General features: G+C 55.0%; 12 protein-coding genes. 7 read left to right on the plus strand and 5 right to left on the minus strand.

What is annotated here, in order from left to right:
* Positions 1-248 precede the first annotated feature (248 nt).
* Genes gcvA through rlmM form a run of 3 tightly spaced genes read left to right on the plus strand, consistent with a single transcriptional unit; the run spans position 249 to position 2698 of the window.
* Positions 249-1163, plus strand: a complete 915-nt coding sequence (gene gcvA / locus AC3WS9_RS04660; protein ID WP_095283191.1) for a glycine cleavage system transcriptional regulator GcvA — start codon at positions 249-251, stop codon at positions 1161-1163.
* Positions 1164-1209: 46 nt separating this feature from the next.
* Positions 1210-1605 (plus strand): DUF423 domain-containing protein, encoded by a 396-nt coding sequence (locus AC3WS9_RS04665; RefSeq protein ID WP_095283190.1) that lies wholly within the window; start codon positions 1210-1212, stop codon positions 1603-1605.
* Positions 1598-2698, plus strand: coding sequence for a 23S rRNA (cytidine(2498)-2'-O)-methyltransferase RlmM (gene rlmM / locus AC3WS9_RS04670; protein WP_282491559.1), 1101 nt, complete (start codon positions 1598-1600; stop codon positions 2696-2698). Before AC3WS9_RS04665 ends, rlmM begins: the two co-directional genes overlap by 8 nt.
* 214 nt (positions 2699-2912) lie before the next feature.
* Here the strand turns inward: rlmM and xni are convergent, their stop codons facing one another.
* The 5 genes from xni to queF all read right to left on the minus strand — a co-directional run bounded on the left by xni (position 2913) and on the right by queF (position 9321).
* Positions 2913-3668, minus strand: coding sequence for a flap endonuclease Xni (gene xni / locus AC3WS9_RS04675; protein ID WP_285154023.1), 756 nt, complete (start codon positions 3666-3668; stop codon positions 2913-2915).
* A gap of 108 nt (positions 3669-3776) precedes the next feature.
* Positions 3777-5144, minus strand: coding sequence for an L-serine ammonia-lyase (locus AC3WS9_RS04680; protein WP_285143746.1), 1368 nt, complete (start codon positions 5142-5144; stop codon positions 3777-3779).
* Positions 5145-5205: 61 nt separating this feature from the next.
* Positions 5206-6495 carry an HAAAP family serine/threonine permease gene (locus AC3WS9_RS04685; RefSeq protein WP_282492776.1) on the minus strand — a complete coding sequence of 430 codons (1290 nt, stop codon included), beginning with the start codon at positions 6493-6495 and terminating at the stop codon, positions 5206-5208.
* A 507-nt stretch (positions 6496-7002) separates the two neighbouring features.
* Entirely contained in the window at positions 7003-8367 is a 1365-nt protein-coding gene (gene ppnN, locus AC3WS9_RS04690) for a nucleotide 5'-monophosphate nucleosidase PpnN (RefSeq protein WP_282492777.1), read from the minus strand.
* Positions 8368-8478: 111 nt separating this feature from the next.
* The gene (gene queF / locus AC3WS9_RS04695; protein WP_492486982.1) at positions 8479-9321 is read right to left on the minus strand and encodes an NADPH-dependent 7-cyano-7-deazaguanine reductase QueF; all 843 of its coding nucleotides are present in this window, start codon (positions 9319-9321) and stop codon (positions 8479-8481) included.
* Between the two features lie 69 nt (positions 9322-9390).
* On the opposite strand from queF, the gene syd reads away from it, so the two are divergent.
* The 4 genes from syd to AC3WS9_RS04715 all read left to right on the plus strand — a co-directional run bounded on the left by syd (position 9391) and on the right by AC3WS9_RS04715 (position 12142).
* Positions 9391-9936: a SecY-interacting protein gene (syd, locus tag AC3WS9_RS04700; protein WP_492486984.1), complete on the plus strand. Its 546-nt coding sequence runs from the start codon at positions 9391-9393 to the stop codon at positions 9934-9936.
* A gap of 629 nt (positions 9937-10565) precedes the next feature.
* The gene (locus AC3WS9_RS04705) at positions 10566-10895 is read left to right on the plus strand and encodes a YqcC family protein (protein WP_282492780.1); all 330 of its coding nucleotides are present in this window, start codon (positions 10566-10568) and stop codon (positions 10893-10895) included.
* Positions 10892-11671 (plus strand): tRNA pseudouridine(65) synthase TruC, encoded by a 780-nt coding sequence (gene truC, locus AC3WS9_RS04710; RefSeq protein WP_492486986.1) that lies wholly within the window; start codon positions 10892-10894, stop codon positions 11669-11671. The genes AC3WS9_RS04705 and truC overlap by 4 nt, the downstream gene beginning before the upstream one ends.
* Positions 11672-11692: 21 nt before the next feature.
* On the plus strand, positions 11693-12142 hold the full coding sequence (locus AC3WS9_RS04715) for a flavodoxin (RefSeq protein ID WP_492486988.1): 450 nt from the start codon (positions 11693-11695) through the stop codon (positions 12140-12142).
* Positions 12143-12239 lie beyond the last annotated feature (97 nt).

The following is a 12239-nucleotide window of genomic DNA, read 5'->3' on the forward strand; positions in this document are numbered from 1 at the left end:
GCTACCGTGATCTGAATTGCAGACCAATTGCAAACACAACAACACAACATCACAACCGTAAGCCAAAAGCCCTTCAGAACACGCATTCCAAAAAAAGCTTTTCGTTCCGGCTCAGGAAGTGCCGCCACTATAGGTATTTGCTGGTAGTTCCTCAACGGACAAATTATAATGGCTCAGATAAAAAAAACTAATAGGTTAAACGTTGTTTCCTATGTGTTAAATACCTTTAACATCTAAGCCTGATAACCATGTCGAAGCGATTACCACCCCTCAATGCATTACGAGTTTTTGATGCCGCAGCGCGCCATCTGAGCTTCACGCGCGCGGCCGATGAGCTTTTTGTGACGCAGGCCGCAGTAAGTCATCAAATCAAGTCTCTCGAGGATTTCCTGGGGCTTAAGCTGTTCCGTCGCCGCAACCGTTCGCTGCTTCTGACGGAAGAAGGACAGAGCTATTTTCAGGATATCAAAGACATTTTTTCTCAGCTCACCGAAGCCACGCGCAAACTTCAGGCGCGAAGTGCAAAAGGGGCGCTGACGGTCAGTTTATTGCCCAGTTTTGCCATTCATTGGCTGGTGCCAAGACTCTCTAGCTTTAACTCAGCTTATCCGGGAATCGACGTCAGGATCCAGGCGGTTGACCGTCAGGAAGACAAACTGGCGGATGACGTCGACGTGGCGATTTTTTACGGTCGCGGCAACTGGCCAGGCTTGCGTGTTGAAAAATTATACGCAGAATATCTCCTGCCGGTGTGCTCACCGCTGCTGCTGACCGGTGACAAAGCGTTGAAAACGCCTGCCGATCTGGCGCAACATACGCTTTTACACGATGCTTCTCGTCGCGACTGGCAAACTTATACCCGTCAGTTGGGTCTTAATCATATTAATGTGCAGCATGGCCCCATCTTTAGCCACAGTGCGATGGTGTTACAGGCTGCCATACACGGACAGGGCGTGGCGTTGGCCAACAACGTGATGGCGCAGTCCGAAATTGAGGCAGGCCGCCTGGTCTGCCCGTTTAATGATGTTCTGGTCAGTAAGAATGCGTTTTATCTGGTTTGTCATGACAGTCAGGCAGAACTGGGTAAAATAGCCGCCTTCCGGCAGTGGATACTGGCGAAGGCGGCACATGAGCAAGAAAAATTCCGCTTTCGTTACGAATGATCATCTCTTTTGTGTGCCGGGCACGCATAACTTTTAGGACAGACACATGACCAGCCGTTTCATGCTGATTTTTGCCGCGGTGAGTGGCTTTATTTTTGTCGCACTGGGCGCGTTTGGCGCGCACGTGTTAAGCAAGTCCTTAGGGGTTGTTGAAATGGGCTGGATCCAGACCGGCCTTGAATATCAGGCGTTTCACACGCTGGCCATCTTTGGACTCGCGGTGGCGATGCAGCGCCGGATTAGCATCTGGTTCTACTGGAGCAGCGTGTTTCTCGCGCTCGGAACCGTACTGTTTAGCGGCAGCTTGTACTGCCTCGCACTGTCACATTTACGCCTGTGGGCGTTTGTTACACCCGTCGGCGGCGTCAGTTTCCTCGCCGGGTGGGTATTGATGTTTATCGGAGCTATCCGTCTGAAACGCAGGGGCGTTGTTCATGAGTAAGGTTGTTTTATATTGTCGCCCGGGGTTTGAGAAAGAGTGCGCCGCGGAAATTACGGACAAAGCGTCACGTCTGGACGTCTTCGGCTTTGCCCGCGTTAAAGAGCACTCGGGCTATGTGGTCTTCGAGTGCTATCAGCCTGATGATGCGGATAAGATCGTCAGCAAGTTACCCTTCAGCTCGTTGATTTTCGCCCGTCAGATGTTTGCCGCGGGCGAGCTGCTGACCGATTTACCGCCAGACGATCGTATTGCCCCGATCTCGGGAATGCTGCAGGGCGTGGTCGAGAAGGGCGGCGATCTGCGCGTTGAAGTCGCGGATACCAACGAAAGCAAAGAGCTGATGAAGTTCTGCCGCAAATTCACCGTTCCGCTGCGCGCCGCGCTGCGTGAGGTGGGCGTGCTGACAAACTACGAGACGCCAAAGCGCCCTGTGGTGCATGTCTTCTTTATCGCCCCTGGCTGCTGTTATACCGGGTATTCCTACACGACGAACAACTCGCCGTTTTATATGGGCATCCCGCGCCTTAAGTTCCCATCTGATGCGCCAAGCCGTTCAACGCTCAAACTGGAAGAGGCGTTCCACGTCTTTATTCCGGCCGACGAGTGGGATGAGCGCCTGGCGAACGGCATGTATGCCGTGGATTTGGGCGCTTGTCCTGGCGGCTGGACCTATCAGCTGGTGAAGCGCAACATGTGGGTTTCGTCTGTCGATAACGGCCCGATGGCGCAAAGCCTGATGGATACCGGACAGGTGACCTGGCTACGTGAAGATGGTTTCCGCTATCGCCCGACCCGCAACAACATCACCTGGATGGTGTGCGATATGGTGGAGAAACCGGCGAAAGTGGCTGCGCTGATGGCATCCTGGCTGGTGAACGGCTGGTGTCGTGAGACGATCTTCAACCTCAAGCTGCCGATGAAAAAGCGCTACGAAGAGGTGTCCCAGAACCTGGCGTATATTCAGGAGCAGCTGAATGCGCAGGGCATCAACGCCGAAATTCAGGCGCGTCAGCTGTACCATGACCGTGAAGAAGTGACGGTCCATGTTCGCCGCTGGTGGGCTGCGGTCGGTGGTCGTCGCGACGAGCGATAGTGCGACGTGTTGTGCCCGGTGGCGCTGAGCTTACCGGGCCTACGATATGTTAAGGTTTTGATTTTGTAGGCCGGGTAAGGCGAAGCCGCCACCCGGCACGATGTTGGCATTTATGCGGTTTTATGCCCGGTGGCGCTGCGCTTACCGGGCCTACGATATGTTAAGGTTTTGATTTTGTAGGCCGGGTAAGGCGAAGCCGCCACCCGGCAATTCCTTACCGCTCCAGCCTTAACTGCTGCAAATTCCCGTCTAACTGTAAATCCGTCTGTAACCGCGCCACGTCCCGGCAGATAAACGCCATCTCTTTGTGCGCCTCCAGCTTCTTGCGCCACTTCTCGGGAACTTCTTCCAGATGGGCGTAAATCCCCTCCAGATCCTGAAAATCCGTTAACAGCTGGGCTGCGCTTTTGGGGCCAATCCCGGCCACGCCTGGCACTTTTGAGCTGCTGATCCCGGCAAGTCCCCAGTAATCCGGCAACTGCTGCGGCGAGACGCCAAATTCGCTGGCGATAAACGGCGCATCCAGCCAGCGTTTTTGGAAGTAATCCCGGATGCGAATGGTCGGGGAAAGCAGCTGGCAGTAGCCTTTATCCGTGGAGACGATGGTGGCCTGATGTCCGGCACCCGCGACTTTGACCGCCAGAGTGGCGGCTAAATCGTCGGCTTCGTTGCCATGAGCGCCCCAGCACGGCACGCCGCGCTGCTCAAAGGCGGCGCGAATGGCGGGCATTTCTGCATGCAGATCCTCTGGCATCGGGGCGCGCCCGGCTTTGTAGTCCGGTAAACGCTGATGACGCCAGCCGGTATTACGCGCTTCATCGTCGAACACGGCGACCACGTGCGTGGGCTGGCTGTGGCGAATCAGCTGCTCCAGCGCGTGCAGACAGGTGTCCTTACAGGGCGTGCCTTGCACCGCATGGATACGGCGAATCAGGTTGAGCGCGTCGACAATAAGCAAATGAACAGCCACAGATAATCTCCCTTCTGTTGATGAATAAAGGGTAACACTGTCAGCAGGATGAAACTACGAGAGGAGAGGGAATTGGGAAGGCGCCTCGCAAAAGCGAGGCGCACAGTTTTAATCGCAGGTGACGATCTTCATGGCCAGTCCGCCGCGCGAGGTTTCGCGGTATTTGGCATTCATATCTTTCCCGGTCTCGTACATGGTTTCGATAACTTTATCGAGACAAACACGCGGCTCGCTGGTACGGCGCAGGGCCATACGTGCGGCGTTGACCGCTTTCACGGAAGCAATCGCGTTACGCTCGATGCACGGTACCTGTACCTGCCCGGCAACCGGGTCGCAGGTCAGGCCGAGGTTATGTTCCATGCCGATTTCCGCCGCGATACAGACCTGCGTTGGGCTACCGCCCAGCAGCTCCGTCAGGCCCGCCGCCGCCATGGAACAGGCCACGCCGACTTCGCCCTGGCAGCCCACTTCGGCACCGGAGATCGACGCGTTCATCTTGTACAGCGAGCCAATCGCACTGGTGACCAGCAGATAGCGCGCCAGCGAGTTAGCGTTCACTTCGCGGATGAATTTGTCGTAGTACGCCAGAACCGCCGGAACGATACCGCACGCGCCGTTAGTCGGCGCAGTCACCACGCGTCCGCCAGCAGCGTTTTCTTCGTTAACCGCCAGCGCGAACATGTTGATCCAGTCCACGACCGCCATCGGGTCGGTGGTGGTTTTATCGGTGCTTACCAGCATACGACGCAACGCAGCAGCACGACGCGGGACGCGCAGTTTGCCCGGCAGAACGCCTTCGGTGGTGATCCCGCGCTCGATACCGCCGCGCATCACATCCCAGACGTTTTTGAAGTGCTGTTCCAGCTCTTCTTTGCTGTGCAGCGCCAGCTCGTTTTTCATCATCAGGCCGGAGAGTGACAGACCGGTCTCCTCACAATGACGCTGTAAATCTGCCGCATTTTTATACGGATAAGGCACCGCAACGGAGGAGTCGCTGGCCAGACCAAAGTGGTCTTCGTCGACGATAAAACCGCCGCCGATGGAGTAATAAGTTTGGCTGTAAATCGCCGTTTCGCCTGCCAGGGCGGTGATTCGCATCCCGTTCTCATGCAGGGAGAGGTTGTCGGCATGGAAGTTCATGCACTTATCAACCGGGAATTCGACCTCATGCTCGCCGTTTGCCAGCAGCAGGCGGCCATGAGTATTCACGTCCTGAATGAATCCAGGGATTGAATCAATATCAACGGAATCCGGCAGGTTCCCCGCCAGGCCCATGATAATGGCGATGTCAGTATGGTGGCCTTTGCCCGTAAGGGACAGAGAGCCGTACACATCTACAACCACGCGCGTGACGTCGTGCAGAATGCCGCGTGAAATCAAGTCATCCGTGAATTGTTTACCGGCTTTCATTGGCCCGACAGTATGAGAGCTGGAAGGTCCAATACCGATTTTGAAGATATCGAATACGCTAATCATGATGCGTCCATGGCTATCAGTCAGAGGAGGAGTGCGCCGTCCGAAGACGGCGCAGGAGGTATTAGCTGAACAGAGAGAAGAAAATCGCGGAGATGGCAATCAGGCCCATAATCACAACGAAGACGTTGCTGATATGGCCGCTGTATTTACGCATTGCCGGGACTTTCTGAATCGCGTACATCGGCATCAGGAACAGAATCATCGCGATGATTGGGCCGCCCAGAGTTTCGATCATGCCGAGGATGCTCGGGTTCATGGTCGCAACAGCCCAGGTGGTCAATAGCATGAACAGGGCAGTGATTTTGTTCAGTTTGTTGATTTCAATGGTTTTGCCTTTACCGCGCAGGGATTTAATCACCATACCGTTAAAGCCTTCACGTGCGCCCAGGTAGTGGCCGAGGAAGGATTTGGTGATAGCGATAATCGCGATGATTGGCGCCATCCAGGCAATCAGCGGTGCGTTAAAGTGGTTAGCCAGGTAAGACAGAATCGAGATGTTCTGCGCTTTCGCCGCGGCCAGGTCTGCCGGGGAGAGGCTCAGTACGCAGCTGAACACGAAGAACATCACGGTGATAACCATCATGATGTGAGCGCGTGCCAGGATGCTGGAACATTTTTTCTCTGCGCCCTGACCGTACTCTTCACGTTTCGCGACGGCGAAAGAGGAGATGATCGGGGAGTGGTTGAAGGAGAAGACCATTACCGGGATCGCCAGCCACAGGGTCATCCACAGGCCGTTACCGGTGGCAGATGCGCTGCTCAGGGACAGCGTTTCCAGCGCTGCGCCGTTCCACTGTGGAACCAGGTAGAACGCCAGCACCATCAGGGCAATCACGAACGGGAAGACCAGCACGCTCATCGCTTTAACAATCATCTGCTCGCCGAAACGAACGATGGTCATCATGCCGACAATCAGGATCAGAGACAGAATCGCACGCGGTGGCGGCGTCATGTGCAGCTGGTGCGTCATGAAGCTTTCAACGGTGTTAGTAATCGCCACGCTATAAACCAGCAGAATCGGGTAAATCGCGAAGAAGTAGAGCAGGGTAATCAGTTTACCTGCGCCGACGCCAAAGTGCTCTTCAACCACTTCGGTGATGTCTTCGCCAGGGTTTTTACCGGACAGCACAAAACGGGTCAGGCCGCGGTGTGCAAAGTAGGTCATCGGGAAAGCAATGATAGCCATGATGATCAGCGGAATCAGACCGCCAACGCCTGCGTTGATAGGCAGGAACAGGACACCCGCGCCGATTGCTGTACCGTACAGGCCCAGCATCCACATGGTGTCCGTTTTGCGCCATCCACTTCGGGATTCTGTCGAAGCAATGGTGCTGGTTTGAGTGGTTTCCATCTATTTCTCCTGGAGGAAGCAATTTGTCAGGCTTTTTAGTCAATTCCGATGAAAAAGGGCCTGACGGTAATATGAAATTCGTTCAATGACGGTTTTTTTATAATTTTTGCCCGTAACTATTGGCGGGCGGAAAGATACATTTAAGTGATGAATGTATCAGTGATCCTGATCCCAAATGCAATAATCCACTTTTGAAGTGGGCATATTTAGACCAAAAAACTGTTAATAAAACGTCAAAGCGGATTTACGGGCGCGAAGGCTACCATTAACGACATACGGCGTGAAAGCTCAGACGGTGAGATACGTGGGTTTCGCTGCAAAGATGGTGATTTTTAGTTTTTTCTTGCAGTTAATTTAGATTAAGGCTGATAAACCACGGTCGCAAAATGCAGGTAATCGTTTGCGCGGTGAATGGAATTGTAAATAAGATAAGTAATATCTATGTTTTATCAGCAGAAATTAAAAAGCCGGGGGATCCCCGGCTTAAACATGAAGTGAAATTTGCGGTCAGGCACAGATCTCGTAGCACGGGATATAGGCTGAACCGGGCAACTTCATACGATGCTGGGCGACAAAGCCCTGCAGCAGGTCATCCATGCGGCGCATCATCTCGCTGTCGCCGTGGATTTTGTAAGGGCCGTGCTCTTCGATGGCGCGAATGCCCACCTCTTTGACGTTACCGGCCACGATGCCGGAGAACGCGCGACGCAGATCAGCCGCCAGCACTTCCACCGGCTGATCCGGATACAGTTTCAGGTTCGCCATGTTTTCATGGGACGGCTCAAACGGCTTCTGCAGATCCGGCGCAATGCGAATCGACCAGTTAAAGCTGTAGGCATCCCCCGTATCACGGCGGTTCTCTTTCACCAGCGGCATCGCCTTTTTCATCTGACGCGCCACTTCAGCCGCATCGTCAATGATGATGCGATAGTGGCTACGCGCCGCTTCACCTAAGGTGTGAACGATAAACTCGTCCAGCACGCGGAAGTAATCGGCGCTCTCTTTTGGCCCGGTGAGGATCAGCGGTAAGACCTGATTTTTGTTCGCCGGGTTCATCAGAATACCCAGCAGATACAGCAGCTCTTCCGCCGTGCCGACGCCGCCCGGGAAGATGATGATCCCGTGGGCAATGCGCACGAAGGCTTCGAGACGTTTTTCGATATCCGGCATGATGATCAGCTCATTCACCAGCGGGTTCGGCGGCTCTGCAGCAATGATGGACGGTTCCGTCATCCCGATGAATCGGCCCTCTTTGTAGCGCTGCTGGGCGTGACCCACGGCTGCGCCTTTCATCGGTGCTTCCATCGCACCCGGACCGCAGCCGGTGCAGATGTTCAGTTCGCGCAGACCCAGTTGAGTCCCCACGCGGCGGGCGTAGAGATATTCGGTTTCATTGATGGAGTGACCACCCCAGCAGACCACCATGTTCGGCGCTTCGCCGACGTGCAGGGCGCGGGCGTTGCGCAGAATGGAGAAGACCAGGTTAGTCATGTGTGCCGAGCTTTCCAGGTTCAGGTGCTGGAAGCGCCCGGCATTGTGAATTTGTCCGTTAACAAACAGGATGTCGCGCAGCACGGCGAACAGGTTGGCCTGCAGGGAGCGAATGATTCGCCCGTCGACAAAAGCCTCTTCCGGCGGATTAATGACTTCAAGCTTCACGCCGCGTTCGCGACGCAATACGTTGATATCAAAGCTTTCAAAACGTGACAGCAGCTCTTTACTGTTATCTGTCAGGCTTCCGGAGTTCAGAACGGCAAGGGAACAGTTACGAAACAGTTGATACAGGTCACTGCTGGCCGTGCGTTTAAGCATGTCCACTTCCAGCTGCGACAACATATCCATTGAGCCAAGCGGGCTAATATGTGTAATCAAGTGAGCTCCTTACGGGATGAAGATCTTCTTTCCCTGTTGATTACAATAGCCCTGGCTTATGACGTTTCACAACCTTAGACGCGGAATAGAGTACGCATATTTAAGAAATATTTACTGACGAACCAAACGCCCGGTCGCCGGAACAAAGTCCGTGTTGGTGCGCCACGGGTTAATGTCCAGCCCGCCGCGACGGGTGTAACGCGCGTAAACGCTCAGTTTCTCCGGCTGGCAGAAGCGCTGGATATCATTGAAGATGCGCTCGACGCACTGCTCGTGAAACTCGTTGTGATGGCGGAATGAGACCAGATAGCGCAGCAGTTTTTCACGGTCGATTTTCGGTCCGCGATACTGAATTTGCACGGAGCCCCAGTCTGGCTGGTGGGTGATCAGGCAGTTGGATTTCAGCAGGTGGCTGACCAGCGTCTCTTCAACCACTTTTTCGCCCGCGGCGTTTTGCAGGTAGTCGGTGCTGAATTCGTAGCTGTCGATGGCGATATCCTGATCGTCGATGCAGGTGCCGTGAAAATGCGCGACCGGCTGGCCTTCCAGCTCATGCAGGCGATACAGCGCCACCGTCACTTTTCCCTGAGCGCAGGCGCTCAGATCGCGCTCCAGCGTGCGCTGCACCTCGTCCCAGGAGTCAAACCGCGTCTGGTTAAAGCTGTTGAGATAGAGCTTAAAGCTTTTGGATTCCACCAGATTCACGCTGGCGTAATCCAGCTCCACATGGCCAACCGCAACCTGCGGCAGACCGCGCGCATTCAGCCAGGAGAGTTCGTACAGCGTCCAGATATCGCCGCCGACGAAGGGCAGCGCACCGGCGGTGAGCCCCAGCGGATCGCGGTTCAGGCTGCGTGGCACGCCCTGCAGCAGGGTGGCGTCATAGATGTCGCGGTAGGCGGTCGATTTGCCAAGGGTTAAGCCGGATAACGCCTGATGATTTTCGTAAGACATGTTTCATTGTCACTTTGCAGGTAAACTATAGGCACAAGTTTATCCTGTCTTACGTGAAGAGAGAAATCGGTGGATATCGAGACTGCAAATGCCCTGACGGCGTTCACTACGCGCTATTGCGATGCCTGGCATCAACAGAATGAAACCTGGCCGCAAAGTGAAGAGTTATACGGCGTCCCGTCACCGTGCATCATCACGACGCTCGACGACAAAATCATCTGGCAGCCGCAGCCCTTCACGCTGGAGCAGAATGTAAATGCGGTTGAGCGCGCCATGGACATCGTGGTACAACCTGCCGTTCATGCGTTTTACACCACACAATTTGCCGGGGATATGCGCGCCCGTTTCGCGAATGAAACGATGACGCTGCTGCAGACCTGGAGCGAAGAGGATTTCCAGCGCGTTCAGGAGAACCTGATTGGTCATCTGGTGACGCAAAAACGCCTGAAGCTTGCACCGAGTCTGTTTATCGCCACCCTCGACAGCGAACTGGATGTGATCGCCGTCTCTAACCTGAATGGCGAAGTGATCAAAGAGACGCTCGGCACCCGCAAACGCGATGTTCTCGCCCCTTCACTTGCGGATTTCCTGAATCAACTCGACCCTGTTTTGTAATCCTTTGACCTACAGCGTTTGTGAGAGATCTCTTACAAGGTTTGTGAGAGATCGCCGAAATTCATTGGCAGCATTAGCGCGTTAATTAGTTAAAAATCTATTAGTTTCAGTGTATTGAATCTTTAAATTCTCACTTTTACCGAATTAATGAGTTCGGTAATTCTGTAAGCGTGGGTTGTAAGACGAAGCTTAATAAGGGATTCTATGTCCGTCGACAGGATGACGACACGAGAGACGAACATCAGGATGATGACGTTTCTCACACAGGACACGTCAGGATGGCGCAACAGGAAGGCTTCAGGATTGAAGCAAAAGGAACACGCAGGACGCGTAAGGGACACCTCCAGGACGGAGAATGAGAACCGGACATGAAGCCCGGTGGGTCAGGAAGGCCAGGACGTTTCAGGATGAAACAATCACATCAGGATGATGTGAGCAGGATGCGCGGTTACGGACGATCAGGCCTCACGGCCACTGGAAAAGTTGTCACGGACGAGCAGGGAGCACAAATTGTAGCTGGATTGCTGCGGAACGAACCGGGAGCACTGTTTATACAGTGCTCCCTTTTTTTATTTCTGCGCCCCGGAATGCTATGCTGCGCGCCGTTCAGTTTTTCCGTTGAGGTTTTTATGACGCATAACGACAGCGTTCGTGCCCAGTTGCACGCCATCGAAGCTCTGTTGCGCCACCATCAGCTGTGGCAGGAAACGGCGCCGCAGCCAGAGGCATTCGAAAGCACCCAGCCTTTCTGCCTCGACACCCTTGAGCCCTTCGAGTGGCTGCAGTGGGTGCTTATCCCGCGTCTGCATGCCCTGCTGGACGGGGGTTATCCGCTCCCGCACGATTTTGCCGTCGCCCCGTATTACGAAATGGCGCTGGATGCCCAGCACCCGGTGCGCGAAGTCGTGCTGATCGAACTGCAACGTCTGGACACGCTGTTTTCCGGCGGCCAGGCATGACCATTGAGATCCTCTACCAGGACGAGTGGCTGGTCGCAGTCAATAAGCCGTCAGGCTGGCTGGTCCACCGTAGCTGGCTGGATCGCGATGAGAAAGTGGTGGTGATGCAGACCGTGCGCGACCAGATTGGTCAGCACGTGTTTACCGTCCATCGTCTCGACAGACCCACCTCTGGCGTACTGCTGATGGGGCTTTCCAGCGAGGCCGGGCGTCTGTTGTCCCAGCAGTTCGAACAGCATCAGATTCAAAAACGCTATCACGCCATCATACGCGGCTGGCTGATGGACGAAGCGACCCTCGATTATCCGCTGGTCGAAGAGCTGGATAAAATCGCCGATAAATTTGCCCGCGACGATAAAGAGCCGCAGCCTGCGGTGACCGATTATCGCGGTCTGGCGACGGTCGAAATGCCTGTTGCCACCGGGAAATTTCCGACCACCCGCTACGGTCTGGTCGAACTTGAGCCGCATACCGGGCGCAAACACCAGCTGCGTCGCCATCTCTCCCATCTGCGCCACCCGATTATTGGCGACAGCAAGCACGGCGATTTGCGCCAGAACCGCAGCGCCGCGGAACATTTCGGTTGCAACCGCCTGATGCTGCACGCCAGCCAGTTGAGCCTGACCCATCCGTTTACCGGCGAGCCGCTGGTGATCCGCGCGGGGCTGGATGACGTCTGGATGCAGGCGCTGTCACAGTTTGGCTGGATGGGGCAACTCCCCGAAAATGAAAGGGTTGAGTTTGTGGCGAGCAACGTTCAGGATGAACAGCAATAGCGATAATGAAGGGAGTGAAGCATGGCTGAAGTAGGCATTTTTGTCGGCACAATGTACGGTAACTCGCTGCTGGTGGCCGAAGAGGCCGAAGCGATCCTGATTGGTCAGGGGCACAAAGCGGCGGTCTATGAAGATCCGGAGCTCGCCGACTGGGAAAAATACAAAGATCAGTACGTTCTGGTGGTGACATCCACAACCGGGCAGGGCGATCTGCCGGACAGCATCGTGCCGCTCTTCCAGGCCATCAAAGATAAACTGGGTTATCAGCCGGACACGCGCTACGGCATTATTGCCCTCGGCGACAGCAGCTACGCCAACTTCTGCGGCGGCGGTAAGCAGTTCGATGCCCTGCTGCAGGAGCAGAGCGCGCAGCGCATCGGTGAGATGCTGATGATCGACGCCGGTGAACACCCGGAGCCAGAAAGCCAGTCCAATCCGTGGGTTGAGCAGTGGGGTGGGTTGATTAAGTAGCCTTTTGCCGGGTGGCGGCTACGCCTTACCCGGCCTACAAAACCCTCTGGCACGTAGGCCGGGTAAGGCGCAGCCGCCACCCGGCAATCAAGCTCAC

The sequence above is a fragment of the Lelliottia sp. EB106-05-01-XG201 genome, assembly GCF_058791735.1.

Coding starts and splice junctions, on each gene's coding strand:
- rlmM (WP_282491559.1), top strand. CDS start 1,598: ATGAGTAAGGTTGTTTTATATTGTCGCCCGGGGTTTGAGAAAGAGTGC.
- AC3WS9_RS04680 (WP_285143746.1), bottom strand. CDS start 5,144: ATGATTAGCGTATTCGATATCTTCAAAATCGGTATTGGACCTTCCAGC.
- AC3WS9_RS04705 (WP_282492780.1), top strand. CDS start 10,566: ATGACGCATAACGACAGCGTTCGTGCCCAGTTGCACGCCATCGAAGCT.
- truC (WP_492486986.1), top strand. CDS start 10,892: ATGACCATTGAGATCCTCTACCAGGACGAGTGGCTGGTCGCAGTCAAT.
- AC3WS9_RS04685 (WP_282492776.1), bottom strand. CDS start 6,495: ATGGAAACCACTCAAACCAGCACCATTGCTTCGACAGAATCCCGAAGT.
- AC3WS9_RS04715 (WP_492486988.1), top strand. CDS start 11,693: ATGGCTGAAGTAGGCATTTTTGTCGGCACAATGTACGGTAACTCGCTG.
- AC3WS9_RS04665 (WP_095283190.1), top strand. CDS start 1,210: ATGACCAGCCGTTTCATGCTGATTTTTGCCGCGGTGAGTGGCTTTATT.
- queF (WP_492486982.1), bottom strand. CDS start 9,321: ATGTCTTACGAAAATCATCAGGCGTTATCCGGCTTAACCCTTGGCAAA.
- gcvA (WP_095283191.1), top strand. CDS start 249: ATGTCGAAGCGATTACCACCCCTCAATGCATTACGAGTTTTTGATGCC.